General features: G+C 70.6%; 22 protein-coding genes and 1 pseudogene. 12 read left to right on the top strand and 11 right to left on the bottom strand.

Annotated features, from left to right (window positions below; translation table 11 throughout):
* Positions 1–176 precede the first annotated feature (176 nt).
* Positions 177–395 carry a hypothetical protein gene (locus ACHMXE_RS19180; RefSeq protein ID WP_395350713.1) on the bottom strand — a complete coding sequence of 73 codons (219 nt, stop codon included), beginning with the start codon at positions 393–395 and terminating at the stop codon, positions 177–179.
* Between the two features lie 437 nt (positions 396–832).
* Here ACHMXE_RS19180 and ACHMXE_RS19185 point away from each other — a divergent pair, with 437 nt between their 5' ends.
* Complete coding sequence (locus tag ACHMXE_RS19185; protein WP_395350716.1) at positions 833–1,303, top strand: low molecular weight protein-tyrosine-phosphatase; 471 nt, start codon at positions 833–835, stop codon at positions 1,301–1,303.
* Between the two features lie 148 nt (positions 1,304–1,451).
* Here the strand turns inward: ACHMXE_RS19185 and ACHMXE_RS19190 are convergent, their stop codons facing one another.
* The 9 genes from ACHMXE_RS19190 to ACHMXE_RS19230 all read right to left on the bottom strand — a co-directional run bounded on the left by ACHMXE_RS19190 (position 1,452) and on the right by ACHMXE_RS19230 (position 11,815).
* The gene (locus ACHMXE_RS19190; protein ID WP_395350719.1) at positions 1,452–1,868 is read right to left on the bottom strand and encodes an acyl-CoA thioesterase; all 417 of its coding nucleotides are present in this window, start codon (positions 1,866–1,868) and stop codon (positions 1,452–1,454) included.
* Between the two features lie 23 nt (positions 1,869–1,891).
* Positions 1,892–3,193: a TRAP transporter large permease gene (locus ACHMXE_RS19195; protein WP_395350722.1), complete on the bottom strand. Its 1,302-nt coding sequence runs from the start codon at positions 3,191–3,193 to the stop codon at positions 1,892–1,894.
* The gene (locus tag ACHMXE_RS19200; protein WP_395350725.1) at positions 3,190–3,714 is read right to left on the bottom strand and encodes a TRAP transporter small permease; all 525 of its coding nucleotides are present in this window, start codon (positions 3,712–3,714) and stop codon (positions 3,190–3,192) included. The genes ACHMXE_RS19195 and ACHMXE_RS19200 overlap by 4 nt, the downstream gene beginning before the upstream one ends.
* A gap of 111 nt (positions 3,715–3,825) precedes the next feature.
* Positions 3,826–4,863 (bottom strand): TRAP transporter substrate-binding protein, encoded by a 1,038-nt coding sequence (locus ACHMXE_RS19205; protein ID WP_395350728.1) that lies wholly within the window; start codon positions 4,861–4,863, stop codon positions 3,826–3,828.
* 92 nt (positions 4,864–4,955) lie between these two features.
* Positions 4,956–5,948 carry a Bug family tripartite tricarboxylate transporter substrate binding protein gene (locus ACHMXE_RS19210; RefSeq protein ID WP_395350730.1) on the bottom strand — a complete coding sequence of 331 codons (993 nt, stop codon included), beginning with the start codon at positions 5,946–5,948 and terminating at the stop codon, positions 4,956–4,958.
* Positions 5,949–5,986: 38 nt separating this feature from the next.
* Positions 5,987–7,630, bottom strand: a complete 1,644-nt coding sequence (locus ACHMXE_RS19215; RefSeq protein ID WP_395350732.1) for an indolepyruvate oxidoreductase subunit beta family protein — start codon at positions 7,628–7,630, stop codon at positions 5,987–5,989.
* Between the two features lie 13 nt (positions 7,631–7,643).
* Entirely contained in the window at positions 7,644–9,812 is a 2,169-nt protein-coding gene (locus ACHMXE_RS19220; protein WP_395350735.1) for a thiamine pyrophosphate-dependent enzyme, read from the bottom strand.
* A gap of 106 nt (positions 9,813–9,918) precedes the next feature.
* Positions 9,919–10,587, bottom strand: coding sequence for a c-type cytochrome (locus ACHMXE_RS19225; RefSeq protein ID WP_395350738.1), 669 nt, complete (start codon positions 10,585–10,587; stop codon positions 9,919–9,921).
* A 10-nt stretch (positions 10,588–10,597) separates the two neighbouring features.
* Positions 10,598–11,815 carry a PQQ-dependent sugar dehydrogenase gene (locus ACHMXE_RS19230; protein WP_395350740.1) on the bottom strand — a complete coding sequence of 406 codons (1,218 nt, stop codon included), beginning with the start codon at positions 11,813–11,815 and terminating at the stop codon, positions 10,598–10,600.
* Between the two features lie 114 nt (positions 11,816–11,929).
* Here ACHMXE_RS19230 and ACHMXE_RS19235 point away from each other — a divergent pair, with 114 nt between their 5' ends.
* On the top strand, positions 11,930–12,859 hold the full coding sequence (locus ACHMXE_RS19235; RefSeq protein WP_395350742.1) for a LysR family transcriptional regulator: 930 nt from the start codon (positions 11,930–11,932) through the stop codon (positions 12,857–12,859).
* A gap of 3 nt (positions 12,860–12,862) precedes the next feature.
* On the opposite strand, the gene ACHMXE_RS19240 is transcribed toward ACHMXE_RS19235, so the two are convergent.
* Entirely contained in the window at positions 12,863–13,936 is a 1,074-nt protein-coding gene (locus ACHMXE_RS19240; RefSeq protein ID WP_395350745.1) for a LacI family DNA-binding transcriptional regulator, read from the bottom strand.
* Positions 13,937–14,048: 112 nt separating this feature from the next.
* Here ACHMXE_RS19240 and ACHMXE_RS19245 point away from each other — a divergent pair, with 112 nt between their 5' ends.
* From ACHMXE_RS19245 to ACHMXE_RS19290, 10 genes and pseudogenes are all read left to right on the top strand, one after another.
* A complete protein-coding gene (locus ACHMXE_RS19245; protein ID WP_203202321.1) occupies positions 14,049–15,086 on the top strand; it encodes a TRAP transporter substrate-binding protein in 1,038 nt (345 codons plus the stop codon).
* Positions 15,087–15,095: 9 nt separating this feature from the next.
* Positions 15,096–16,997 carry a TRAP transporter large permease subunit gene (locus ACHMXE_RS19250; RefSeq protein ID WP_395350748.1) on the top strand — a complete coding sequence of 634 codons (1,902 nt, stop codon included), beginning with the start codon at positions 15,096–15,098 and terminating at the stop codon, positions 16,995–16,997.
* A gap of 31 nt (positions 16,998–17,028) precedes the next feature.
* Complete coding sequence (locus ACHMXE_RS19255) at positions 17,029–17,568, top strand: VOC family protein (protein ID WP_395350751.1); 540 nt, start codon at positions 17,029–17,031, stop codon at positions 17,566–17,568.
* Positions 17,569–17,573: 5 nt separating this feature from the next.
* Complete coding sequence (locus tag ACHMXE_RS19260; RefSeq protein ID WP_395350753.1) at positions 17,574–18,857, top strand: ribulose-bisphosphate carboxylase large subunit family protein; 1,284 nt, start codon at positions 17,574–17,576, stop codon at positions 18,855–18,857.
* Entirely contained in the window at positions 18,854–20,152 is a 1,299-nt protein-coding gene (locus ACHMXE_RS19265; protein ID WP_395350754.1) for a four-carbon acid sugar kinase family protein, read from the top strand. The genes ACHMXE_RS19260 and ACHMXE_RS19265 overlap by 4 nt, the downstream gene beginning before the upstream one ends.
* 104 nt (positions 20,153–20,256) lie before the next feature.
* On the top strand, positions 20,257–20,493 hold the full coding sequence (locus tag ACHMXE_RS19270; protein WP_395350756.1) for a DUF2281 domain-containing protein: 237 nt from the start codon (positions 20,257–20,259) through the stop codon (positions 20,491–20,493).
* Between the two features lie 10 nt (positions 20,494–20,503).
* Positions 20,504–20,941: a putative toxin-antitoxin system toxin component, PIN family gene (locus tag ACHMXE_RS19275; protein ID WP_395350759.1), complete on the top strand. Its 438-nt coding sequence runs from the start codon at positions 20,504–20,506 to the stop codon at positions 20,939–20,941.
* 182 nt (positions 20,942–21,123) lie between these two features.
* Positions 21,124–22,773 (top strand): xanthine dehydrogenase small subunit, encoded by a 1,650-nt coding sequence (gene xdhA / locus ACHMXE_RS19280; RefSeq protein ID WP_395350763.1) that lies wholly within the window; start codon positions 21,124–21,126, stop codon positions 22,771–22,773.
* Between the two features lie 4 nt (positions 22,774–22,777).
* Positions 22,778–25,237 (top strand): xanthine dehydrogenase molybdopterin binding subunit, encoded by a 2,460-nt coding sequence (gene xdhB, locus ACHMXE_RS19285; RefSeq protein WP_395350766.1) that lies wholly within the window; start codon positions 22,778–22,780, stop codon positions 25,235–25,237.
* A 193-nt stretch (positions 25,238–25,430) separates the two neighbouring features.
* Positions 25,431–26,353, top strand: a pseudogene (locus ACHMXE_RS19290) (LysR family transcriptional regulator); the annotation flags it as partial.
* Positions 26,354–26,441: the final 88 nt, after the last annotated feature.

A 26,441-nucleotide genomic window follows, 5' to 3' on the forward strand; every position in this document is an offset into this window, starting at 1 on the left:
CCGCGGATGGTTCATGGCGATGCAGGCCGACCGGCGCGTGGCGCGATCAGGCGGGGGAGGCGCGCAGCGGCGCCAGCGAGGGTCTGGGTCCATGAGGCCTCCGTGAAGATGGGTGGATGAAAGCGCGATGCTTCGCTCGAATGCAACGGTCGGTGCGACGTGCCGGTGGACAGGCGCTACGAACGCCGCGGCTTGCGCGGGTCCGGCACCAGCAGCAGGAAGCAGCGGATGCGCCGCGTGCTCCAGAACGACGCGGACTTGTCGAGCTCCTGGTCGGCCTCGGGCTGCAGCACGTCGGCCGCGGACCGGCGCGCCGACGCGGCGCGCGGGTCGGTGTCAGGCGCGGCGGCGTGGCCGCGATGCGGGGGCTGGCGATGAAGAACGAGTTGACGCATGACAAGGCTCCTTCGACCCGTGACGGGCGAGAGGACCTCGTGGCATGGACCACGCTGGCTGGCAAAGAGACGCCAGTGACGAAACGGATGTCGGGGGAGGGAGAGCCTGCCGGGGAGGGCAGGCATCACGCCGCGGGCACGTCGGCCGCGGCGCGCAAGAAGCCTGCGCTACGGAGCCTGGTGTGCCGCGCATGCCACGGCACGCGTCTGGTCACTGATCCAACTGGCACTGTCCACGCACGAGGCTCCGAAGTGAAGATGCGGGATTGTTGCACTGCGTCATCGCGGGGGCAACCCGAAATGCGCGTTTCAGCGTTCGATGCAGGGTTTTGAGGCCACAGTGTTGCGATGGCGCCTCGATGCGGCGCGGGCCCGCGCGGTGGTCAGGCTGCGTTAAGTTGCGCGACGCGATCATGTCCGGGCAGGACAATGCGGCCATGACCCAGGCCAGCGTCCTCTTCATCTGCACCGGCAACATCTGCCGCTCCCCCACCGCCCACGCCCTGCTCCTGCACAAGGCACGCGCCGCGCACCTCGCGCTCGACGTCGACAGTGCCGCCATCTCCGACGAGGAGCGCGGCAATCCGCCCGATCCGCGCTCGGTGGCCGAGGCGCGGCGGCGCGGCATCGAGATGCCCGCGCATCGCGCGCGGCAGGTGCGGGCCTCGGACTTCGAGCGCTTCGACACCATCGTCGGCATGACCGGCCACCACTGCGCGGCGTTGCGCCGCCTCGCGCCCGCGGGCACGGCGCACCGGGTCCATCTGCTGACCGACTTCGCCGAGGGGCTCTCGGGCGACGTGCCCGATCCCTGGTACGGCGACCGGCAAGCCTTCGTCGAGGCCTTCGACCTGATCGAGCGCGGCGTCGACGGCCTGCTCGCGAAGCTGATGGTCGCGAGGGCCTGAGGCTGAGAGAAAAACGGGCAGCCGAACGCAAAGGGCGCAAAGGTCTCGCAGAAGTCGCGGCAGGACATCCGGAGATCGGTCGTCTCTTCCGCGACGTCTGCGCGCTCTTGTGTTTCTTCTGCGTTCGGCTGTGCGTATTCGCGCCGCGCTATTCGCAGAGCGCGCGGATCGACGGCGGCACCGGCAGCGCGCGCAGGCTGCCGTCCTCGCGCTTGCCGCCGAAGATGCGCACCTCCTCGCATTCGAGGATCGGGTCTGCGCCGCGCGTCACGCGGTAGGCCTGCACGAAGCTCTTCTCGCGCCACTCGGCGATGCGCGTCGCGATCTCGAGGGTGTCGCCGTAGCTCGCGGTCTTGATGAAGCGCGTGTGGGTGTCGACCAGCGGCGTGCCGATCACGCCGAGCGTCTTCGTGGTCTCCTCCCAGCGCGGCACGCCGCACTGGTGGAAGAAGTGGCGCGAGGCCGCGTCGATCCAGCGGAAGAAGTTCGGGAACCAGACGATGCCGGCGGGATCGCAGTCGCCGAATTCGACGCGGACGGTGTAGACGATTTCCTTGGTGCTCATGGTCTCGATTCTGCTTGCTGCCTTCATCCCATGCGCCCGGGCAGCCACAGCGCGATCGCGGGGAAGGCGATCAGGATCACCAGCCGCAGGATGTCGGTTGCCACGAAGGGCAGCACGCCCTTGAAGATGGTGGTGAAGCTCACGTCCTTCACCACGCTCTTGATGACGAACACGTTCATGCCCACGGGCGGATGGATCAGCCCGAGCTCCACCGTCATCACGATGATGATGCCGAACCAGATCGGATCGAAGCCCAGGTGCACGATCACCGGATAGATGATCGGCACCGTGAGGATGATCATCGCCATCGCGTCCATCAGGCAGCCGAGCACCAGGTACATCACCATGATCAGCGCGAGCACGCCGTAGCGGCCCACGCCCAGGCCGGTGAGGAACTCGGTGAGCTTCTGCGGGCTCTGCGTGATGGTGAGGAAGTAGCCGAACAAGAGCGCGCCGATCAGCACGGTGAACACCGCCGCCGCCGTGCGCGTGGCCGACAGCAGGGCCTCGCGGATCTTCGCGCGGTCGAGCCGCCCGCGCAGCACGCCGAGGATGAAGGCACCGCTCGCGCCCACGCCGCCGGCCTCGGTGGGCGTGAAGAAGCCGCCGTACAGCCCGCCGATCACGAACAGGAACAGCACGATCGGCGCCCACACGTTCTTGAGCTCGGCCGTGCGCTCGCTCCAGGCCCGCGCCTCGCCGCGCGGCAGCCAGCCGGGCTTGACGCGCACGATGACCACGATGGTCAGCACGTACATCAGCATCGCAAGCAGGCCCGGCACGATGCCGGCCATGAACAGCTTGCCGATGTCCTGCTGCGTGAGGATGGCGTAGACCGCGAGCACGGTCGACGGCGGCAGCATCGCGCCCAGCGTGCCGCCCGCGGCGATCACGCCGGTGGCGAAGGACTGCGGATAGCCGAAGCGCCGCATCTCGGGATAGGCCACCGACGAGAAGGTGGCGGCCGTGGCGACCGAGGAGCCGCAGATCGCCGCGAAGCCGCCGCAGGCCACCACCGTGGCCACGCCGAGGCCGCCGCGCAGGTGGCCGATCATGGAGTTGGCGGCGCGGAACAGCTCGCGGCTCACGCCCGACACCGAGACCAGCGCGCCCATCAGCATGAACATGGGGATCACGCCGAAGGTGTAGTCGGTCACGGTGCGCATCGAGGTCTGGCCCACCAGCTTGAGCGCGGGGCCGGGCCCCACGAGGTAGCTGTAGCCGGTGACGCCGACCAGCCCCATCGCCATGCCCACGGGCACGCGCAGCAGCATCAGCACGAACAGGGCGACGAAGCCCAGCAGGGCGACTGCATCGGTGCTCATTCGCTCACCTTCTCTTCGACGTGCTCGTCGTGCAGCAGTTCGGGATGGAAGATCAGCCGCCAGGTGCGCACGGCGATCAGGATCACGGCCGACACGTCGCCGGCCCAGGCCACGGCATAGAACGGCCAGGTGGGGATGTTCATGTCGTAGGTCAGCACGTTGTCGGTGTAGGTGAGCCGCACCTTGTCGAACAGCATCGCGGTCTGCACCGCCACCACCAGCAGCAGCACCAGGGTGGCGAAGATGTCGATCGCGCGGCGCATGCGTGGGCCGGCCGCGGTCCAGACCAGGTCGACCGTGATGTGGCCGCCGCGGTAGCTGGTGGCCGCGATGCCCCAGAAGATCAGGATCCCGAGCAGCATGCGGCCGAAGTCGTAGGCGTCGGGGATCGAGGTGTCGAAGAACTTGCGCAGCACCACGGCCACGAAGATGTTGAGCGCGACGATCCCCACGAAGATGGCGGCCAGCCATTCGATCGTGTTGATCACGCGGTCCATGAAGGAGATGGAGCGGGTGGACATGGAGGAGGAGTGGTTCGGAGTTCGCGAATGGGCAACCGAGACCGTTCGGGCTGAGCTTGTCGAAGCCTCGCGCAGCGCTTCGACAGGCTCAGCGTGAACGGGTGGGGGCTTCTACAGCGCCGACTTGTGCTTCGCCAGGCTCGCCTTCAGCGCGTCCATCACGGCCTTCGGATCCTCGCCCGTCTTCTTCACGCTGTCGGACCACTGCGCCTCCGACGGCGCGGCCGCCTTGCGCCAGGCATCGAGCTGCTCGGCCGTGAGCTTGTAGACCTCGTGGCCCGACTGCGCGGCGATCTTGGCGCGGCCCGCGAACTCGAAGTCGGCCCAGGGCGCGGCCACCTTCTGCGCCCATTCGCTGGTGCAGTGGTCGTCGATCACCTTCTTCTGGCCGGCCGACATCGCGTCGTACTTGCCCTTGTTCATGACCCAGACGAAGGGCGTGACGTACAGCGGCACGTCCATGTGGTACTTGACCACCTTGTCGATGCCGAACAGGCCGATCGATCCCCAGGGGAAGGTGATGGCATCGGCCACGCCGCGCTCGAGCATGTCGCGCGACTCGGGCGCCGAGGCCTGCACGTTGGTGCCGCCCAGCGAGGTGATGAGCTGGCCCACGGTGCTGGTCGCGGGCCGCACCTTCATGCCCTTCACGTCGGCGGGCAGCACGATCTTCTTGCGTGAATGGAAGGTGCCGGGGTCGTGCACGAAGGCGAAGCAGTACTTCACGTCCTTCATCTCCTTGGCGGCGTAGGCGCGGTACCAGTCGTCGATGGCGGCCGAGCCCTCCTTGCCGTTGGCGAACAGGAAGGGCAGCGAGGCACCGGCCATCAGCGGGAAGCGGCCCGGCTGGTAGCCGGGGTTCACGTACGAGAAGTCGGCGATGCCGTCGCGCGCCATGTCGTAGTGGTCGAAGGCCTTGCCCAGCTGCTCCGAGGGAAAGAGGATCGCGGTGATCGAGCCGTTCGAGGCCTTCTTGATGTCGTCGGCCCAGGCCTGCAGGGCCGGGTTCAGCGGATGCTGCGCGGGCACCCAGCTCGACAGCTTGATCTGCACCGGCTTGTCCTGCGCGAGCGCTGGGGCCATGGCCGAGGCCGCGAGTGCCAGCGTGAGCGCGAAGGCGCCGGGGCGGCGATGGAAGGAAGTCTGCATGGCTTGTCTCTCTTTCGTTCTGCGTGCTGTGGATTCAGTGAGCAAGGGGATCGGGGGAGAAGGTCTCGAGGTTCGGGTGCGCGCTCCTGGGTTCAATCCGCCGCGATGCGGCGTTCGCGGATCAGCGCGCCGAAGCGCTGCGAGTCGGCCGCGGCGCGCTGCTGGAACTCGGCCGGCGTGCCGGGCACGGCCTCGTCGCCCAGCGAGGCGATGCGTTCCTTCACCGCGGGCAGCGCGAGCGCGCGGTTGATCTGCGCATTGAGCTGCGCCACCACCTCGGGCGGCGTGCCGGCCGGCGCATAGAAGCCGAACACGGTGTCGGCGTCGAAGCCGCGCAGGCCGGCCTCGTCGAGCGTGGGCACGTCGGGGAACAGCGGCGAGCGCTGCGGGCTGCCCACGGCCAGGAGGCGCAGCTTGCCCGCGCGCACCTGCTGCAGGCCGATGCCGGGATCGAAGGCGTAGTCGACCTGGCCCGCCAGCAGGTCCTGCAGCGCGGGCGCGGCGCCGCGGTAGGGCACGTGCAGCGCGAACAGGCCGGCCTGGCTCTTGAACATCTCGCCCGCGAGGTGCGGCGAGCTGCCGCTGCCCGGCGAGGCATACGAGAGCTTGCCGGGGTTGGCCCTGGCATAGGCGATGAAGTCGCGCACGTTGGCCGGCGGCAGCGAGGGCTTGGCGACCAGGAACACCAGCACCCGCGCCGCGGCCGCCACCGGCACCAGGTCCTTGGCCGGATCGAAGCTCATGCGCGCATAGAGGTGCGGGTTCACCGACACCATGCCACCCGAGCTCATCAGCAGCGTGTAGCCGTCGGCCGGCGCGCGCGCCACGGCCTCGCCGCCGAGGTTGCCGTTGGCGCCGCCGCGGTTCTCGATCACCACCGGCTGCTTGAGCGCCTCCTGCAGCGGCTGCGCGACGGCGCGCGCGATCTGGTCGGCCGCGCCGCCGGGCGGGAAGTTGACGATCACCTTGACCGGCTTGGCGGGCCAGGCGGTGGCGGTGTCGGCCCATGCCGGGGCGCCGGCGAGGGAGGCGAGGGCGGCGGCCAGCAGCAGCCGGCGTCGCCAGGGGAAAGCGTCGAGGGTCACGGTGTGTCTCCTGTTTCTTCTTGGGGATGCGATGAGGCTCAGGCGGGGCGCGAAGGCGTGGCGGCCGGCGGCCGCTTCATCCAGCGGATGGGCTGCGCCTGCACCGGCCGTGGCGCCGCGCCGTGCTGCGCGAGCGCGGCATCGAGCGCCTTGCCGCCTTCGTCGACCAGCGCGGCCTCGCGCGCGGCGGCGATGGCCTCGGCGCGTGCCGGCGCGGGCATCGCTGTGCGGCCCGCGAGTTCGGCGACCAGGTGCAGCAGCGTGTGCTTGCCGCGCTCGTTGGTGCTGCCGTAGCCCTTGATGAGCCGGCCGCACAGCGCGAGCTCGCGGCCCAGCACCCAGTTCTCGCGCGCGCCGGCTTCCACCGCCGCGAGCCAGCGCTCGATCAGGGCCTGTTCCTCCGCGAAGCGGCTGCCGCGGCGGCGCAGCCAGCGCAGCGAGGCCAGCAGGCGCAGCGAGGCCATGCCCCAGACGGCATGGCTGCCCACTTGCAGCGGCAGCGCCCAGGGCTCGCGGCCGCGTGCCTGGCGCGCGCGGTCCCAGGCCGTCACGCGGCGCGCGAGCGCGCTCGGCAGCAGCGCCGCGAACTCGGCCGCGCCGGGCTTGAAGTGGTCGTAGACCTTCACGATGTCGGCCTCGCCCGCGCGCACTTCGCGGCGCACGCGCTGCGCGCGGCTGGCGCGGCCCTTGAGCGCGGCCACGCGCACGATGTCGTCGAAGGCCATCCACAGCGCGAGCCAGCGCGCGGTCTCGCGCACGATGGCGAAGCCGCGCGCGCCGGCCGGATCGGCCGCGCGCTCGGCATCGAGCACGCGCGCCAGCCGCTGCGCATAGAGCGCGGCATAGGCCTCGTCCTGGTAGTCGAGCACGCGCGCATGGCCGAGCGCCAGCAGGTCGTGCACGGCCGGCGGAAAGCGCTGCGCCAGCTCGGCGGGCAGCGCGCGCGCGGGGGGCGGCGCATCGCGGCCTTCCTCGGCCAGCACGCCGCGCACGAACGCGGCCTGGGCGCGCGGCGCGCTCACGGCCTCGAAGGCGGCCGCGAAGCCGCGCAGGCTGGCCGCTGCCGCCTTGCCGACCTTGTCGTGCGCGACGCCGCCGCGCACCGCATGCTCGTAGGCCGCGCGCTCGAACGGGAACAGCCCGCTGCCCGCGATCGCGCCGAGCATCACGGCGCTGACCACGGTGCCGGCCTCGCGCGCCATCGCGCCCATGTCGAGCACGTGGTGTTCGCGGCTGAAGGCCTTGACCACGTCGATCAGGCGCTGCGCGTCGGCGCGGCCGTCGCCGGGCACCATGCGCTCGGCGGTGGTGAGCACGCGCGCCGACGAGCTGATGACCAGCGTGCGCGGCGGCGCGCTCATGCCGTTGCCGATCTGGCGCGTGGTCTCGAGCAGCTCCGACGACACGATCGCGTCGAGCGCGCCCGGCACCGGGCTCAGGCTGAAGACGGGCCGGCGCCCGCCGAGCTCGGCCAGCGGCACCGGGAACACTTCGATGTAGTAGGTGGTGGCGCCGGTGCGCTGCGCGACGCCGGGGATCGAGGTGCTCTGCGCGGCGAAGCCCGCGTGGCGCGCGGTCTCCACCAGCCATTCGGTGAGCACGCCGCCGCCTTCGCCGCCGAGGGCGCAGACGAGCAGCGTGATCGGGCGCTGCGTGGACGCCGGGGAGGAATGTCGTTCCATCGTCTGTTCCTCCTCAGGCCGGGCGCAGCGCGCGCACCACCGCGCCGCGCAAGCCGTGCAGCAGCCGCTCGTGCCACTTCGGGTTCTGCACCACCTCGGCGCGGTAGAAGCTCGGGCACAGCGTGGCGGCGTGCGCGTTGGCGCCGCACAGGCCGCAGCCCACGCAGCCGTCGATCACGGTCGCCACCGGGTCGAGCTTGAGCGGATCGGGGTTGTCCTTCAGCGTGAGCGTGGGGCAGCCCGAGAGCCGGATGCAGGCATGGTCGCCATTGCACACGTCCTCGTCCACGCCGTACTTCACGCGCACCACGCGCTCGCCGCGCTGCAGCAGGCTCGCGATCCAGGGCTTGATGCGGCGCTGCCGCTCGAGCTGGCATTCGCCTTCGGCGATCACCACCTTGAGGCCGTCGAAGTCGCTGGTCAGCGCCTCGGTCAGGGTGCGGCGCATGCGCTCCACGTCGTAGGTGGTCACGGTGCGCATCCATTGCACGCCCAGTCCCTTGAGCGTGGATTCGATGGTCTGGTTCTTGTCGACCAGGCTCTGCTGCTTGTCGACGGCGCGCTCCTTCACCTCGTCGTCGGGCGTGGAGATGATGTCCTGCGTGCCGGTGGCCGAGGTGTAGCCGTTCTTGAAGATCAGCAGCACCGCGTCGTCGCCGTTGAACAGCGCGCTCTGCACGCCGGTCAACAGGCCGTTGTGCCAGAAGCCGCCGTCGCCCATGATCGACAGCGTGCGCCGGTTCATCATCGGCGACACGCCCGCGCGGCTCGCGAGGCTCATGCCGTAGCCGAGGATCGAGTGGCCCATCGAGAAGGGCTCGAAGGTGCCGAAGGCATGGCAGCCGATGTCGGCCGCGATGTGCACCGGCCCCGTGGTCTGCTGCGCGAGCTTGAGGGCCGAGAACACCGGCCGCTCGGGACAGCCCACGCAGAAGCTCGGCGGCCGGTTCGGCAGCGGCACGTCGAGCCGGCGTGCCACCGCCTCGCGGCGCTCGCGGTTGCCGGCCAGCCAGGCCTGGGCCGACAGCGCCGATGCGGCAGTCTCGCCCTCGCCGACGTACTTCGAGACGAAGGCGGCGAGCCCGCCCGAGAGCACTTCCACGCCGTACTCGCCGGCCGAGGGCAGCAGGTCCTTGCCGTGCAGCGGCGTCTGGATGTCGCGGCGGCGCAGCAGGGTCGCGATGTCCTGCTCGATGTACTCGGGCTGGCCTTCCTCCACCACCAGCACCGCGCTTTTGCCGAGGCAGAAGTCGGCCAACTGCTCGGGCACCAGCGGATAGGTGACGTTGAGCACCAGGATCGGGATCTCGCTCTCGCCGAAGGCATCGGCCAGCCCCTGCTGCTGCAGGCCGCGGATCAGCGCGTTGTACAGGCCGCCCTGCACCACGATGCCGAGCTCGGCATGGCGCCCGCCGGGCATCAGCTCGTTGAGCCCCTGGGCCACGATGTGGCGGCGCGCGGCCGGAATGCGCTCGTCGCCCTTGAGCTTCTCGTGTCGGAAGGTCACGGGCGGATGGGCGAGCCGCATGTAGTCGAAGCCCGCGGGGTCGGTCATGAGCGCGCGCGTCGACACGACGGGCGCGCGGTTGTCCTTGCACGCGAAGCTGCCGCGCACGTGGCAGGTGCGGATGCGCAGTTCCATCAGGCAGGGCATGTTCGAGGTCTCCGAGAGCTGGAAGCCCTGCTCGACCATGCGCACCATCACGGCCAGGTCGGGCCGCGGGTCGAGCAGGCACATGCTCGACTTGAGCGCATAGGCGTGGGTGCGCTCCTGTATCACGCTGGCGCCTTCGCCGTAGTCCTCGCCGACCACGATCAGCACGCCGCCGGTCACGCCGGGCGAGGACAGGTTCGACAGCGCATCGGCCGCCACGTTGGTGCCGACGATGGACTTCCAGGTCACGGCGCCGCGCAGCGGATAGTGGATCGAGGCGCCGAGCATGGCCGCGGCCGAGGCCTCGTTCGAGCAGGCCTCGACGTGCACGCCGAGCTCGTCCATGTAGCCCTTGGCCTGCACCATCACGTCGAGCAGGTGCGAGACCGGCGCGCCCTGGTAGCCGCCGACATAGGCCACGCCCGACTGCAGCAGGCCCTTGGTGATCGCGAGGATGCCCTCGCCGTGAAAGGTGTCGCCCTCGCCGAGGCGCAGTGCCTCGACTTCCTTGCTGAATGAGACTTCCAAAAGAATTCGCTCCGATGGGTTGATGCGTGAGTGGATGAAGGCATGCGCGGACGCAGGCGTCCCCGCGCCGGGTGCGGGCCGGCGTTGTTTTTTGCTGGAGGCGGCGCTACTTGCCGCCGGGCCTGGGCGGCGCGGTGGGAAAACGCGCCACGTAGTAGGCGAGGGTGTCGAGGTCTTCTGGCGCCATGCGGCCCACGGCCTCGCCCATCGCCTGTGTGTAGCCCGGGCGCTTGCCGCTGCGGAACTCCTGCAGCGTGAGCGCGAGGTACTCCTCGCGCTGGTGCGCGATGCGCGGCACCTGCTGGCCGCCGCTCAGGTCGGCGCCGTGGCAGATCACGCAGCGGTTCTCCTGCGCGAGCGCCTGGCCGCGCGCCATGCGTGCCGCGTCGGGTGGCGCGGCGGCGGCGGCCGGCGCCAGCGCGGGCAGCGTCGCGATGAAGTCGGAGAAGCCGCGCAGGTCCTCGTCCTTCATCGTCTTGGCGACCGCGGTCATGGCCTCGTTGGCGCGCCGGCCCTCGCGGAACATGAACAGCTGCGTGATCGCGTAGAACGAATGCTGGCCCGCGAGCGAGGGCACGCCCTGCATCTCGCTGCGGCCGTCGGCGCCATGGCAGGCGGCGCACAGCGCGGCGTAGCGTTCGGCGTAGACCTTGGCGCTCGATGCCGCCGCCGGCGCGGCCTTGGGCTGCGCGCCCTTGGTCGCTTGCGCGAACGCGGGCAGGGCCAGTGCCCAGAGCATCGCCACCGTCGCCGCCATCGCCATGTGCCTCGTCATCCGGCGCGCCTCACTTGCCGCCGTAGCTGATGCGGTAGATCGCACCCGCGTGGTCGTCGCTCACCAGCATCGAGCCGTCCTTGAGCACCAGGAAGTCCACCGGCCGGCCCAGGTAGGTGTTGTTCTCGACGAAGCCGGTCATGAAGGGCTCGACCTTCGCGCCGCCCTTGCCGTCGGGCCAGGCCACCGCGATGTCGGCGTACCTGGTGGTGCGGTTCCAGGGGCCGTGGCGTGCGATGAACATCGCGCCGCGGTATTTCGCCGGGAACATCTTTCCCTGATAGAAGGTCATGCCCAGCGCCGCGGCGTGCGGGCCCAGCAGCGCGGCGGGCTTGACGTAGTCGGCGCAGCTCTTGCCCCAGCCGAATTCCGAATCGAGGATGTTGCCCTGGTGGCAGTACGGATAGCCGAAGTGCTGGTCGGCCTTGGTCACCACGTTGAGCTCGTCGTTGGGCAGGTCCTCGGAGAGCCAGTCGCGCCCGTTGTCGGTGAACCAGAGGTTGCCGGTCTTCGGATCGAAGTCGAAGCCCACCGTGTTGCGCACGCCGCGCGCGATGGTCTCGATGCCGCTGCCGTCGAGGTTCATGCGGAAGATGCGCGCATGCGCGTCGTCGGGCTCGCAGAGGTTGCAGGGCGCGCCGACCGCGTAGTAGAGCTTCTCGTCGCGGATGCGCAGGTAGCGCCAGCTGTGGTCCTGGCCACCGGGCAGCTTGTCGTAGAGCACCACCGGCTGGCCCGGGTTGTCGAGCTTGTCCTCGATGCCGTCGTAGCGCTGGATCTGCTTGTGCGTGGCGAGGTAGAGCGCGCCCTTGTGGAATTCGATGCCGGTGGCGAACTCGGTCTTGTCGACGATGGTCTTCGGCTTGCGGTCGCCCTTCTCGGCAATCGCATAGACCTTGTTGCCGACGAACAGCGTGCTCACGAACACCGTGCCCTTGGCGCCCTGGCGCAGCGAGCGCGCATCGAGCACGCCCGAGGCCCAGGTTTCGACCTTGAAGCCCGGCGGCAGCTTGAACTTGGCAGTGGGCAGCTGGTCGGCCGCGGTGGGGATGGGAAACGAAGGCACGGGCGCCAGCCGCGTGGCCGCGTCGTTCTTCGGCCGGCCCTTGGCCCAGCCGGGCTCCTCGGTGGGCGGCTGCTGGGCCCGGGCGGCGCCGGCCGCGAGGAGCAGGGAGGTTGCAAGGGTCGCGAGCACCGCTGACATCGAATGCGGACGCAGTCTGGCCATGTCGTGTCTCCTTCTCGTTGTGGTGGCGCTTTCGTCGGGGGCGGCGAATTCACGCCGGGCGCCAGTGTGCGGAGCTTGCGGCCCGGCTTCAATAAAATAAGCGAGCTAAGCGATATGAACGGCATGCATATTGAAACCATAGACCTCAACCTGCTGCGTCTCTTCGATGCCGTCTACCGCGCGCGCAGCGTGAGCCGTGCCGCCGAGTCGCTGGGGCTGACCCAGCCCGCGGCCAGCCATGGCCTGGGCCGGCTGCGGCTGCTGCTGAAGGACGCGCTGTTCACGCGCGCCCCCGGCGGCGTGGCGCCCACGCCGCGCGCCGAGCGCCTCGCGGCCGCCGTGCAGGCCGCGCTCGCGCTGCTCGAGGAGGCGCTGCACGAGCCCGCGCGCTTCGAGCCGAAGGCTTCGCGCAAGGTCTTTCGCATCCACATGAGCGATATCGGCGAGGGCCGCTTCCTGCCCGCGCTGATGGCGCGGCTCGGCGAGCTCGCGCCCGGCGTGCGCGTGGAGACGCTGCCGCTCGCGCCCACGGAGATCGCGCCCGCGCTCGACAGCGGCCGCGTCGACTTCGCCTTCGGCTTCCTGCCCAAGGTGCGCGACACGCAGCGCCTGCACCTGCTGAAGGACCGCTACATCGTGCTGCTGCGCAAGGGCCATCCGTTCGCGCGCGGCCGGCGTACCAGCCAGGCGCTGATCGAGGCGCTGCAGACGCTCGAGTACGTGGCGGTGCGCACCCATGCCGAGACCCTGCGCATCCTGCAGCTGCTGAACCTCGAGGACCGCGTGCGCCTGACCACCGAGCACTTCATGGTGCTCCCGGCGATCGTGCGCGCCACCGACCTCGCGGTGGTGATGCCGCGCAACATCGCGCGCGGCTTCGCGCAGGAGGGCGGCTACGCGATCGTCGAGCCGGCGTTTCCGCTGCGCGACTTCACGGTGTCGCTGCACTGGAGCAAGCGCTTCGAGGCCGACCCCGCGAACCGCTGGCTGCGGCAGGTGATCGCGGAGCTGTTCGCCGAGCGCGCGGGCCGTGCCGAGCGCTGAGGCTCAGGGCAGGTTCTCGCGAAAGATCACCACGCTGCGCGTCGTCTCCACCCCGCTGAGCACGTCGCGCCCCTCGCGCAGGTTGGTGAAGATGCGCACGCAGCTCATCAGGGTCGCGTGCGGGCTCTGCGTGATCACCGCGTCCATGCTGCCGTCGATCAGCAGCGCGCGCGTGTCGGGCGTGAGGCCGTGGCCAATGAAGGCCACCTTCTGGTCGCGCTGCGCTTCCTTGAGCGCGCGCGCCACGCCGTCGGAGGCGCCGCCGATGTTGTAGATGCCCGCGAGCTCGGGATGCTGCTCGAGCAGGGCGCGGGTCTGGCGGTAGTTCTTGTCGGCATCGTCCTGGCCCTCGCGCAGGCCCACCACCTGCAGCGGCTCGAACATCTCGTCGATCACCTGCAGGAAGCCGGCCTCGCGCTCCTGGTGCGCGCTGTAGCGCAGGCTGCCCGCGATCAGCGCGACCTTGGCGGCGCGCGCTCCGATGAAGCGGCCGATGAGGTAGCCCGCGGTGCGGCCGGCGGCGCGGTTGTCCAGCCCGATGTAGGCCGCGCGCTGCGAGTTCGCGAGGTCCGAGATCAGCGTCACCACCGGCACGCCGCGCGCGGCCAGCGCGGCCACGGCCTCGCGCACGGCCGGATGCTCGAGCGCCATCATCGCGATGCCGTCGCAGCGCCCGCCCAGGCGCAGCAGCGCGGCGGCCAGCGCCTCGGGGTTGAAGCTCTCGGTGAGCTCGGTGCGGCACACCACGTTGAATGGTGCCCAGTGCTCCTGCGCGTAGCCGACCATGTCGCCGAGCATGCGGATGAAGCGGTTGGTGCCGCTGGGCAGCAGGAACACCAGCCGCAGCGGCCGCGGCGCCAGTGCCGCGTAGAGGTCGCGCTCGGGCAGGTAGCCGAGCTCGGCAGCGGCCTTGAGCACGCGCTGCACGGTGGCGTCGCGCACGCCGGGGCGCTTGTTGAGCACGCGGTCGACGGTGGCGGTCGAGACCTGCGCGGTGCGCGCGATGTCGGCCACGGTGGCGCGCGCCGCGGTGCCATCGGCCGGCGCGGGGGATTTGTTTGAAGGGTTAACCCGCATACATCAAAAACCATCAAGCCGTAGTTTGACGGTACAGGGTGAGGCCTATATCTTCGAGGAAATTCAATCAATGATGCATCAATTCGCATCATCCACACAACGGAGACACAGCATGGCACCGGTCACCCGCCGCAGCGCGATTCGCACCCTGTCCGCCCTTCCCGCCATCGCGGCCGTTCCGGCCGCCGGCGTGTTCTCGGCCCTGCCGCGCACGGCCCGCGCGGCGGAGTTCTCGTACAAGTACGGCAACAACCTGCCGCTGAGCCATCCGCTGAACATTCGCGCGCAGGAAGCGGCCGACCGCATCGCCAAGGAGACCAACGGCCGGGTCGAGATCAAGATCTTCCCGAACAACCAGCTCGGCGGCGACACCGACATGCTGGCCCAGGTGCGCTCGGGCGGCATCGAGTTCTTCACGCCCTCGGCGCTGGTGATCGCCACGCTGGTGCCGGTGGCCGCGATCAATGCGGTGGGCTTCGCCTTCGCCGACTACAAGCAGGTCTGGGCCGCGATGGACGGCAAGCTCGGCGCCCACGTGCGCGGCGCGATCGCCAAGTCGCGCCTTTATGCGTTCGAGAAGATGTGGGACAACGGCTTTCGCCAGACCACCAGCAGCAAGGCCGCGGTCGCCACCGCCAAGGACATGGACGGCCTGAAGATCCGCGTGCCCGTGAGCCCGCTGTCGATCTCCATGTTCAAGGGCCTGGGCGCCGCGCCCGCGAGCCTGCAGTTCAGCGAGGTCTACTCGGCGCTGCAGACGAAGATCGTCGATGCGCAGGAGAACCCGCTGCCGATCATCCAGGTCGCCAAGCTGTTCGAGGTGCAGAAGTTCTGCTCGCTCACCAACCACATCTGGGACGGCTACTGGTTCATCGCCAACGGCCGCGCCTGGGACGCGCTGCCCGCCGACCTCAAGACCGTCGTCGCGCGCGCCATCAACGAGGCCGGCCTGCAGCAGCGCGAGGACATCCGCAAGCTCAACGAGTCGGTGGTGGGCGACCTGCAGGCCAAGGGCCTGACCATCAACCGCCCGGCGGCCGACAGCTTCCGCGCCAAGCTGCGCGACTCGGGCTTCTACGGCGAGTGGAAGGGCCGCTTCGGCCCCGAGGCCTGGGCGCTGCTCGAAGAGGCCGTGGGCAAGCTGGCCTGAGCGTCACCCATGTCCTCCCACGTGCTTCCCGCCGACGCGCTCGCCCCCGGTGGCGCCGCCGCGGCCCATCCGAACGCGCTGGCGCCGCTGGCCGGCCGCCTCGACCGCTGGCTCGGCGGCACGGTGGAATCGCTGGCCGCGCTGCTGGTGCTGGCCGAGATCGTGGTGCTGTTCGCGGGCGTCACGGCGCGCTATGCCTTCCATGCGCCGCTGGTGTGGTCCGACGAGCTGGCCTCGATCCTGTTCCTGTGGCTGTCGATGCTCGGCGCCGTGGTGGCGCTGCGCCGCGGCGAGCACATGCGCATGACCGCCTTCGTGGCACGGCTGCGGCCCGACACGCGCGCGCTGTTCGACACCTTCGCCATCACGGCCTCGGTGGCCTTCCTCGCGCTGGTGGCCTGGCCGGCCATCGACTACGCGCACGAGGAGTCCTTCGTCGTCACGCCCGCGCTCGAGATCAGCAATGCCTGGCGCGCCTCGGCCATCCCCGCGGGCATCGCGCTGATGGGGGTGGTGGCGCTGCTGCGCCTGCTGCGCGTGTGCACCGTGCGGCAGATCGCCGTGGCCGCGCTCGGCACCGTGGCGCTGGTGGCCGCCTTCTGGCTCGCGGGCCCGGTGCTGGCGCCGCTGGGCAAGCTCAACCTGCTGATCTTCTTCGTCGGCGTGGTGGCCTTCACCGTGTTCGCCGGCGTGCCGATCGCCTTCTCGTTCGCGCTCGCCACCTTCGGCTACCTGGCGCTGACCACGCGCACGCCGATGCTGGTGATGGTGGGGCGGCTCGACGAGGGCATGTCGCACCTGATCCTGCTGGCGGTGCCGCTGTTCATCTTCCTCGGCGCGCTGATCGAGATGACCGGCATGGCGCGCGCCATGATCCAGTTCCTCGCCAGCCTGCTGGGCCATGTGCGCGGCGGCCTGTCGTACGTGCTGATCGGCGCCATGTACCTGATCTCGGGCATCTCGGGCTCGAAGATCGCCGACATGGCGGCCATCGCGCCGGTGCTGTTCCCCGAGATGACCAAGCGCGGCGCCAAGCCCGGCGACCTGGTGGCGCTGCTGTCGGCCACGGGCGCGCAGACCGAGACCATCCCGCCCTCGATCGTGCTGATCACCATCGGCTCGGTCACCGGCATCTCGATCGCGGCGCTGTTCACCGGCGGCCTGATGCCCGCGGTGGTGCTCGGCGCCATGCTCTGCGTGGTGGTCTGGTGGCGCTACCGCCGCGAGGACCTGAGCCAGGTGAAGCGCCACGGCGCGCGCGAGATCGGCAAGCTGTTGCTGGTCGCGCTGCCCGCGGTGCTGCTGCCCTTCGTGATCCGCGCCGCGGTGGTCGAGGGCGTGGCAACGGCCACCGAGGTCTCGACCATCGGCATCGTCTATTCGGCGCTGGTCGGCCTCTTGATCTACCGCCAGTTCGACTGGCGCCGGCTGCGCCCGATGCTGGTCGAGACCGCCTCGCTCTCGGGCGCCATCATCTTCATCGTCGGCTGCGCCACCGCCATGGCCTGGGGACTCACGCAGTCGGGCTTCTCGCAGGACCTCGCGAAGCTCATGGCCGGCATCCCGGGCGGCGCCTACGGCTTCCTCGCGGTCTCGATCGTGGCCTTCATCGTGCTGGGCAGCGTGCTCGAGGGCATCCCTGCCATCGTGCTGTTCGGGCCGCTGCTGTTCCCGATCGCCAAGGCGGCCGGCGTGCACGAGGTGCACTACGCCATGGTCGTGATCTTCGCGATGGGCATCGGCCTGTTCGCGCCGCCTTTCGGCGTCGGCTACTACGGCGCCTGCGCCGTCAGCAAGGTCGATCCCGACGAGGGCATCCGCCACATCTGGGGCTACATGGCCGCGCTGCTCGCGGGGCTGGTGCTGGTCGCCGCGATCCCGTGGTTCTCCACCGGTTTTCTCAAAGTCTGACAACAACACGCACAACGGAGCGCGCAAGAAAATGAGTCGATTCCTCGGCGAGATCCGCCAACTGGGCTACGTGGTGCCCGACATCGAGGCCGCCATGGACTACTGGAGCCGCGAGCTCGGCGTCGGTCCCTGGTTCTACAACCCCAAGGTGCCGATCCGCAACTACCGCTACAACGGCGAGGCGCACGAGCCGCACAACTCGGTGGCGCTGGCCAACTCGGGCTATGTGCAGGTCGAGCTGATCCAGACCCGCAACGACGTGCCCTCGATGTACCGCGACTTCCTGCGCGCGGGCCGCACCGGCCTGCAGCACGTGGCCTACTGGACCGCCGACTACGACGCCGACCTCGCGCGCCTCACGGCGCAGGGCTTCAAGCCGGTGATGAGCGGCGAGGTGGGCGAGCGCGGCCGCTTCATCTACTTCGACACCGAGTACCACCCGGGCACCGTGATCGAGCTGTCGGAAGTGGCCGGGCCGAAGGGGAAGATGTTCGACCTGATCCGCTCGGCCTCCGAAGGCTGGGACGGCAGCGAGCCGGTGCGGCCCTTCCCCGACCTGTCGAAGCTCTGATGACGATGGCGCAGGCAGAACAGCGCATCCGCGCGCGCTACCGCATCGAGACGCCGCTCGAGCCGGCCGCGGTGGCCGAGGTGATGGCGGGCGAGCAGTCGTGCGGCACCTTCACGCGCGTCGAGGGCGAGACCGACGACCTGCGCGCGCGGGCGCGCGCCACCGTCGAGGCCATCGCCGAGCTCGAGCCGGCCGCGGCGCCCAGCCTGCCCAATGCGCTGCTCGAGCGCCAGGGCCGGCGCGGGCCGTGGCGGCGCGCGCTGGTCGACATCTCCTTTCCCGTCGCCAACATCGGCGCCAACCTGCCGACGCTGGCGGCCACGGTCGCGGGCAACCTCTACGACCTCGGCGAGGTCACGGGGCTGCGGCTCGAATCGCTGCAATTGCCCGCGGCCTACCGCGCGCAGTTCGAGCGGCCGAGCCACGGCGTGGCCGGCACCCGCCGCGCCACCGGCGTGGAAACGGGCGCGCTGGTGGGCACCATCATCAAGCCCAACGTCGGCTTCTCGGCCGCGCAGACCGCCGAGCTGGTGGCGCGGCTGTGCGCCGCGGGCGTGGACTTCATCAAGGACGACGAGGTCTCGGCCGATCCGCTGCACGCGCCGCTGGCCGAGCGCGTGCCGGCCGTGATGGCGGTGGTGCGCGACCATGCGCAGCGCACCGGCAAGCAGGTGATGGTGGCCTTCAACATCACCGACGAGACCGACGCCATGAAGCGCCATGCCGACCTGGTCGAGCGCGAGGGCGGCAGCTGCGTGATGGCCAGCCTCAACTGGTGCGGCCATTCGGGCATCCAGACCCTGCGCCGCCACACGCCGCTGGCGCTGCACGGCCACCGCAACGGCTACGGCGCGCTGTCGCGCCATCCGCTGCTGGGCATCTCGTTCCAGGCCTACCAGGCGCTGTGGCGGCTGGCCGGCGTCGACCACATGCACGTGCACGGATTGCAGGGCAAGTTCTCGCAGCCCGACGAGGAGGTGATCGAGTCGGCGCGCGATTGCCTGGCGCCGCTGGCGGCAGGCGAGGGCGCCTTCGATGACCGCGTGATGCCCGCGTTCTCCTCGGGCCAGTGGGCCGGCACCGTGGCGCCGACGTGGGCCGCGGTCGGCAGCGACGACCTGCTGTTCATGTCGGGCGGCGGCATCCTGGCCCATCCGGGCGGCGCGGCCGCGGGCGTGGCGAGCATCCGCCAGGCCTGGGACGCGGCGCGCGCGGGCGTGCCGGTGGCCGAGGCCGCGCGCGAGGCGCCGGAGCTGGCGCAGGCGCTGGCCTTCTTCGGCGCCAAATGAGCACGCCGGTGCCGCTCGCCTACTACGGCGACGACTTCACCGGCGCCACCGACACGCTCGCCACCGCGGCGCGTGCCGGGCTGCGCGCCTTGCTGTTCCTGCGCGTGCCCGACGAGGCGCTGCTCGCGCGCGCCGGCCCGCTCGACTGCCTGGGCATCGCGGGCGCGGCGCGCTCGATGGCGCCGGACGCGATGCGTGCCGAGCTCGCGCCGGTCGCGCGGCTGATGGCCGGGCTCGGCGCGCGCGTGCTGCACTACAAGACCTGCTCCACCTTCGACAGCGCGCCCGGTGTCGGCAACATCGCCGTCGCCATCGAGGCGCTGCGCCCCGCCGCCGGCCAGCCCTGGACCGCGATCGTCGGCGGCCAGCCGAACCTCGAGCGCTACTGCCTGTTCGGCCACCTGTTCGCCGCGGCCGGCAGCGGCGGCACGGTGCACCGCATCGACCGCCATCCGACCATGAGCCGTCATCCGGTCACGCCGATGCGCGAGTCGGACCTGCGGCTGCACCTTCAGGCGCAGGGCCTGGGCGAGACCGCGCTGCTGCCGTATCCACGCCATGCCGCGACGGGCGAGGCGCTGGCCGCCGTGCTGGACGAAGGACCCGAGGCCGTGCTGTTCGATGTCGCGCGGCCCGAGGACCTCGAGGCCATCGGCGCGGCGCTGTGGCCGCTCGCCAGCCCCGAGGCGCCGCTGCTGGCCGTCGGCCCGAGCAGCGTGGTGCAGGCCTTCGCGCCGCGGCTCGCGGATGCGCCCGCGGCGCCGGCCGCCGTGGCGCCCGCGCGCGGCCCGGTGTTCGTGCTGGCCGGCAGCCTCTCTCCGGTCACGGCACGGCAGGTGGCGGCCGCGCGGTCCTTCGAGGTCGTCTGGCTCGACGCGGCGCGGCTGGTCGACCCCCATTCCGATCACCTGGCGCAGTCCGCGCGCGAGTTGGCCGACCGGCTCTCGACCGGCGCCCATGTGCTGGCCTGCACAGCCACCGAGGCCGCGCGCGCCGGCCACACCCGCGTGCCCGCGCGCGCGCTGGCCGAGGCCGGCGGCGAACTGCTGGCGCGCGTGCTCGCGGCCGTGCCGCTGTCGCGCGTGGGCGTGGCCGGCGGCGACACCTCCAGCCTCGCCGTCGGCGCGCTCGACGCCTGGGGGCTGTCCTATCTCGCGCAACTCGCGCCCGGCACCGCGCTGTGCCGGCTGCACAGCGAGGCGCCGGGGCTCGACGGGGTCGAGATCATGCTCAAGGGCGGGCAGATGGGGTCGCAGGACGTGTTCGAACGGCTGGTGCACGGTACCGGCGGCTGAGCGGGTGGCGAAGCCGTGGGCGCCGCAGGGTTGATCGGCCTGCCCCCGAGCTGTTGTACAACCCGGAGATCAGCCCAGATCGCCGCCCGCGCGAGGAACACCGAATGACCGCCATCGAAGCACGCCTGCTCCAACGCTTGAAGCAACTGCCGCCCAGCCGCGTGGCCGAGGTCGTGGATTTCGTCGAGTTCCTGGCGGCGCGCGAGGAGCGCGCGGCGGCGGCCGCACGGCTGAAAGAGGCCATCACCCGGATCGACGACCTGGGCCTGGCGCCGTTCTCCGAGGACGAGATCGAGGCAGAAGTGCAGGCGGTTCGCGCCGCGCATCCCAAGAACGGTTGATCCGCCCGCCATGCGGATCCTTCTCGATACGAATCTGCTCGTCTCGGCCGTCATTTCCGCCGGGCTGCCGCGTCAGTTGCTGGACGGGGCCCGCGCAGGCGATTTCGAGCTGTGCACCAGCGAGATCCTGCTGGCCGAGCTGCTCGGCGTGCTGGAGCGCCCCAAGTTCTCCGAGCGGCTGGTCCGCGCCAGCGTGAATCCGCGCCACCTGGTCGAGGACCTGCGCAGGCTGTCGGTCGTGGTCGTGCCGGCCACGGTGCCGCGCGTGGTACCCACCGATCCGGACGATGACCACGTGTTGGCGGCCGCGGTGGCTGGCGCGGTCGACCTCATCGTGTCGGGCGACCGGCGCGACCTGCTGCCGCTGGGAAGCCATGCGGGCATCCCCATCGTCGACGCGCGCGAAGCGATGGATCGGCTGGCGCGACACGGCTCGCCACCGCGCTGATCGGGACCGCCGGGTCGCGCCCGCGCCCCCATGGCACGAGAATTGCCCCGAATCCAGGGTTTCCCCGTACGTCGCATACCGGGCCCTGCATACGCAATATGGGCACCACGGTATGCGTGCGGCGGCGCAAGCCGCTAACGTCCAGGCCTGGCCACCACGCGCCACCCCACGAGCACGACAGCATGAGTACCGAGAGCAGCAGCCACAGCCCCAGCCAGCCCATCCGATTCTTCCATCGCGGACAGGTCGTCGACGTCAGTGGCGTCCACCCGACCCGCTCGGTGCTCGACTGGCTGCGCGAGGACGCGCGCTGCACCGGCACCAAGGAGGGTTGCAACGAGGGCGACTGCGGTGCGTGCACCGTGGTGATCGGCGAGCTGGCCGAGGCCGGCGCGCCCGACGCGGTCGGCGGCCTGCGGCTGCAGACGGTCAATGCCTGCATCCAGTTCCTGCCCACGCTCAACGGCAAGGCGCTGTTCACGGTCGAGGACCTCAAGGACCAGTGCCTGTCGTCCCAGGCTGCGCAGGCAGCCCCGGCCCCCGCGCTGCAGGAGGGCGACAAGCGCCCGCATCCCGTGCACTGCCTGCACCCGGTGCAGCAGGCGCTGGTCGACTGCCACGGCTCGCAGTGCGGCTTCTGCACGCCGGGCTTCGTGATGTCGCTGTGGTCGGCCTATGAGCATCACCAGGCGCGCGGCACGCAGCCCTCGCGTCAGCAGCTGGCCGACGACCTGTCGGGCAACCTGTGCCGCTGCACCGGCTACCGCCCGATCCTCGACGCGGGCCAGCGCATGTTCGACCTGCCGCCGGTGCGGCTCGACAGCCGCGCGGTGGTGGCCGCGCTCACCGCGCTGAATCCGCCCGCCGGCGCCGCGGGTTTCGAGTACGCGGCCCCGCTGGGCGCGCGCATCGACCGCTTCCATGCGCCGCGCTCGCTCGAGCAGCTGGCCGCGCTGCGCGAGCAGAAGCCGCGCGCGCAACTGCTGTCGGGCTCGACCGACGTGGGCCTGTGGGTCAACAAGCAGTTCCGCGACCTCGGCGACATCATCTACTTGGGCGACGTGCCCGAGCTCAAGACCATCGAGGTCCGCGGCGAGCACCTCTACATCGGCGCGGGTGCCTCGCTCGAGTCGGCCTTCGCGGCGCTGGTCGAGCGCGTGCCCAGCCTGTCCGACGTCTGGCTGCGCTTCGCCTCGCCGCCGATCCGTCATGCGGGCACCATGGGCGGCAACGTCGCCAACGGCTCGCCGATCGGCGACTCGCCGCCGGTGCTGATGTCGCTCGACGCCGAGATCGAGCTGCGCCGCGGCGCCGACGTGCGCCGCATGCCGCTGCCCGACTTCTACGTCGACTACATGAAGAACCAGCTGCAGAGCGGTGAGTTCGTGCAGGGCCTGTGGTTGCCGCTGGCCGCGATGCGCCGCCAGGTGCGCGCCTACAAGATCAGCAAGCGCTTCGACTGCGACATCTCGGCGCTGTGCGCGGGCTTCGCGCTCGAGCTCGAGCCCGGCGGCAACAAGGTCAAGGCCGTGCGCCTGGCCTTCGGCGGCATGGCCGCCACCGTGAAGCGCGCGGCGCAGGCCGAGGCCGCGCTGGTCGGCAAGCCCTGGACCCAGTCCAGCGTGAACGCCGCCAAGCTCGCGCTGGCGCAAGACTTCAAGCCGCTGTCCGACATGCGTGCCTCGGCCGACTACCGGATGCAGGTGGCGCAGAACCTGATCCAGCGCCTGTGGCTTGAGACCCGGGCCGAGGATGCGCTGCCCGGCAGCGCCACCAGCGTCTGGAGCGTGATGCCGCACGCCGTTGCCAAGCCGGCCGCGCAAGGAGTCTGAGACCATGAACAAGCCCCTCGATGCCCGCCTGCTGCAACCCGCAGAGGCCTTTGCCGACTACCTGAAGAACACCGCCGCCCGCATCGACCAGGGTGCCGAGGCGCTCGCCCACGACCAGGGCGCGCGCGTGGGCATCAGCCGCCCGCACGAATCGGCGCACCTGCACGTGGCCGGCGAGGCCACCTACATCGACGACATCCCCGAGATCGCCGGCACCCTGCATTGCGCGCTGGGCCTGTCGCCCGCGGCCAACGGGCGCGTCACTGCGCTGTCGCTCGACGCCATCCGTGCCATGCCGGGCGTGGTGTCGGTGCTCACGGCCGACGACATCCCGGGCACCAACGACTGCGGCTCGATCATCCACGACGACCCGATCCTGCTGTCCGTGAAGGACGGCGGCGAGATCCGCTACCTGGGCCAGCCGGTGTTCGCCGTGATCGCGCGCACCCGCGACGCCGCGCGCCGCGCCGCCGCGCGCGCCAAGGACGCGCTGACCATCGAGGCGCAGCCGCCGGTGCTCACGCCGCAGGCCGCGCATGCGCGCGGCCAGTACGTGGTGCCGCCGATGCACATCGTGCGCAGCGGCGGTGCCGCCAACGGCGGCGACGAGGCCACCGTGCGCGCCGCCATCGCGGCCGCGCCGCACCGCCACAAGGCCACGCTCGACGTCGGCGGGCAGGAGCAGTTCTACCTCGAGGGCCAGATCAGCTACGCCATTCCGAAGGAGGGCGGGGCGCTGCACATCCACTGCTCGACCCAGCATCCGAGCGAGATGCAGCACCTGGTCGCGCATGCGATGCACCTGCAGTCGAACGAGGTGCACGTGGAGTGCCGGCGCATGGGCGGAGGCTTCGGCGGCAAGGAATCGCAGTCGGCGCTGTTCGCCTGCGTGGCCGCGGTGGCCGCGAGCAAGCTGCGCCGCCCGGTCAAGCTGCGGCTGGACCGCGACGACGACTTCATGGTCACGGGCCGGCGCCACTGCTTCTGGTACGAGTACGAGGTGGGCTACGACGCCGAGGGCCGCATCCTCGGCGCCGAGATCACCATGGTCTCGCGCGCCGGCCACTCGGCCGACCTGTCGGGCCCGGTGATGACGCGCGCGCTGTGCCACTTCGACAACGCCTACTGGCTGCCCAACGTCATCATGCACGGCTACTCGGGCAAGACCAACACGCAGAGCAACACGGCGTTCCGCGGTTTCGGCGGCCCGCAGGGCGCGATCGCGATCGAGAACATCATGGACTCGGTGGCGCGCGAGCTGGGCCGCGATCCGCTCGACGTGCGGCGCGTCAACTTCTACGGCAAGGGCGAGAACAACGTGACGCCCTACCGCCAGACCGTGACCGACAACATCGTGCACGAGCTGGTGGCCGAGCTCGAGGCCACGAGCGACTACCGCGCGCGGCGCGAGGAGATCGCCGGCTTCAATGCCGCGAGCCCGGTGCTCAAGCGCGGGCTGGCGCTGGCGCCGCTGAAGTTCGGCATCTCGTTCAACGTCAAGCACTTCAACCAGGCCGGTGCGCTGGTGCACGTCTACACCGACGGCTCGATCCTCGTGAACCACGGCGGCACCGAGATGGGCCAGGGCCTGAACACCAAGGTGGCGCAGGTGGTGGCGCACGAGCTCGGCGTGAGCTTCGAGCGCGTGCGCGTCACGGCCACCGACACGACCAAGGTCGCGAACACCTCGGCCACGGCGGCCTCGACCGGCGCCGACCTCAACGGCAAGGCCGCGCAGGACGCCGCGCGCCAGATCCGCGAGCGGCTGGCGCAGAGCGCGGCCGAGCGCCACGGCGGCGAGCCCGGCGCGGTGCGCTTCGCCAACGACAAGGTCGAGGTCAACGGCCGCACGCTGGCCTTCAGCACCGTGGTGGGCGAGGCCTACCTCGACCGCAAGCAGCTGTGGTCCGACGGCTTCTACGCCACGCCCGGCCTGAGCTGGGACAAGGACAAGATGCAGGGCCGCCCGTTCTACTACTACGCCTACGGCGCGGCGGTCAGCGAGGTGATCGTCGACACGCTGACCGGCGAATGGAAGCTGCTGCGCGCCGACATCCTGCACGACGCGGGCAAGTCGCTGAACCCGGCGGTCGACATCGGCCAGGTCGAGGGCGCCTTCATCCAGGGCATGGGCTGGCTCACGACCGAGGAGCTGGTGTGGCATCCGCAGAGCGGCAAGCTCACGACCCACGCGCCCAGCACCTACAAGATCCCGACCGCCAACGACTGCCCGCCGGTGTTCAACGTGCGGCTGTTCGAGGGCCAGAACTTCGAGGACTCGATCCACCGCAGCAAGGCCGTGGGCGAACCGCCGCTGCTGCTGCCGTTCTCGGTCTTCTTCGCGATCCGCGATGCCGTGTCGGCCGCGGGCGGCCACCGCGTCGATCCGCCGCTGCGCGCGCCCGCCACGAGCGAATCGATCCTGCGCGCCGTGACGGCCGTGATGCCATCGCAGGTGGAATGAGCGCCGAGAACACGGATTTCCGGACGCAGAGGACGCGAAGATTTCGCAAAGAACGCAGAAGAAGCCAGATTGAACATTGCCATGTCTTCCTTTTGCGTCCTTCGCGGATCCTTCGCGTCCTCTGCGTCCGGCTGTCCGATCCCGCTCCCCGGCTGTATAACGCCTCGCATCGACCACTTCCTTGCGGGCGGCCATGAGAGACCAGGCGCTTTTCGACAAGATCGACCTTCACCTGATCCGGGTGCTGCACACCGTGCTGACCGATCGCAGCGTCTCGCGCGCCGCGATCCGGCTCGGGATGTACCAGCCGGCGGTGTCGGCCGCGCTCAAGCGGCTGCGCGAGCTCTCGGGCGATCCGCTGCTGGTGCGCTCGGGCTCGGGCATGGTGCCCACCGATGCGGGGCTGCGCATGATCGAGCCGGCCGCGAGCATCCTGCGCGCGGCCGAGATGCTGTTCTCCGATGCGCGCGGCTTCGACCCGCAATCGGCCAGCACCACCTTCCGCATCGCGGCCAGCGACTACATGGACCCGATCTTCCTGCCCATGCTGGTGGCGCAGGTCAAGCGCGAGGCGCCGCTGTGCCACATCGAGATCCATCCGCTGTCGCCCGACTCCGACTACCACGGCCACCTCTCGCTGGGGCAGGTCGACGTGGTGATCGGCAACTGGCTCAAGCCCCCCGAGGACCTGCACATGGCACGCCTGTTCGGTGACGAGGTGGTGTCGCTGGTGAACCAGGACCATCCCGCGGTGCGCCGCGGCTGGGACCTCGAGACCTGGCTGCAGGCCGAGCACATCGCGCCCACGCCCATGCACCCGGGCGGGCGCGGCATCATCGACCAGATGCTCGACGAGCTCGGGCGCCAGCGCAACATCACGGCGCGCTGCGCGCACTTCGGGCTGATTCCCGACATGGTGGCCTCGAGCCTCTTGGTGCTGACCACCGGCCGCCAGTACTGCGAGCGCTTCGCCGCGCGGCTGCCGCTGAAGATCCTCGACTGCCCGGTGGCGCTGCCGCGGCTCATGTACTACCAGCTCTGGCACGAGCGCACCCACTCGTCAGCTCGGCGCGCTGGCTGCGCGAATGCATCAAGGACGTGGCGGCCTCGCTGCGCCCGCTCACCCCGCCCGCGCGCGACGCGCGCGATCCGCCGCCCCCTGGGCGCCTGACGGCGCCGGCTTCCCCACCAGAACCCCAAGGAC

Origin of the sequence: Variovorax sp. UC122_21 (assembly GCF_044056785.1) — a bacterium.
Lineage (GTDB): Bacteria > Pseudomonadota > Gammaproteobacteria > Burkholderiales > Burkholderiaceae_C > Variovorax.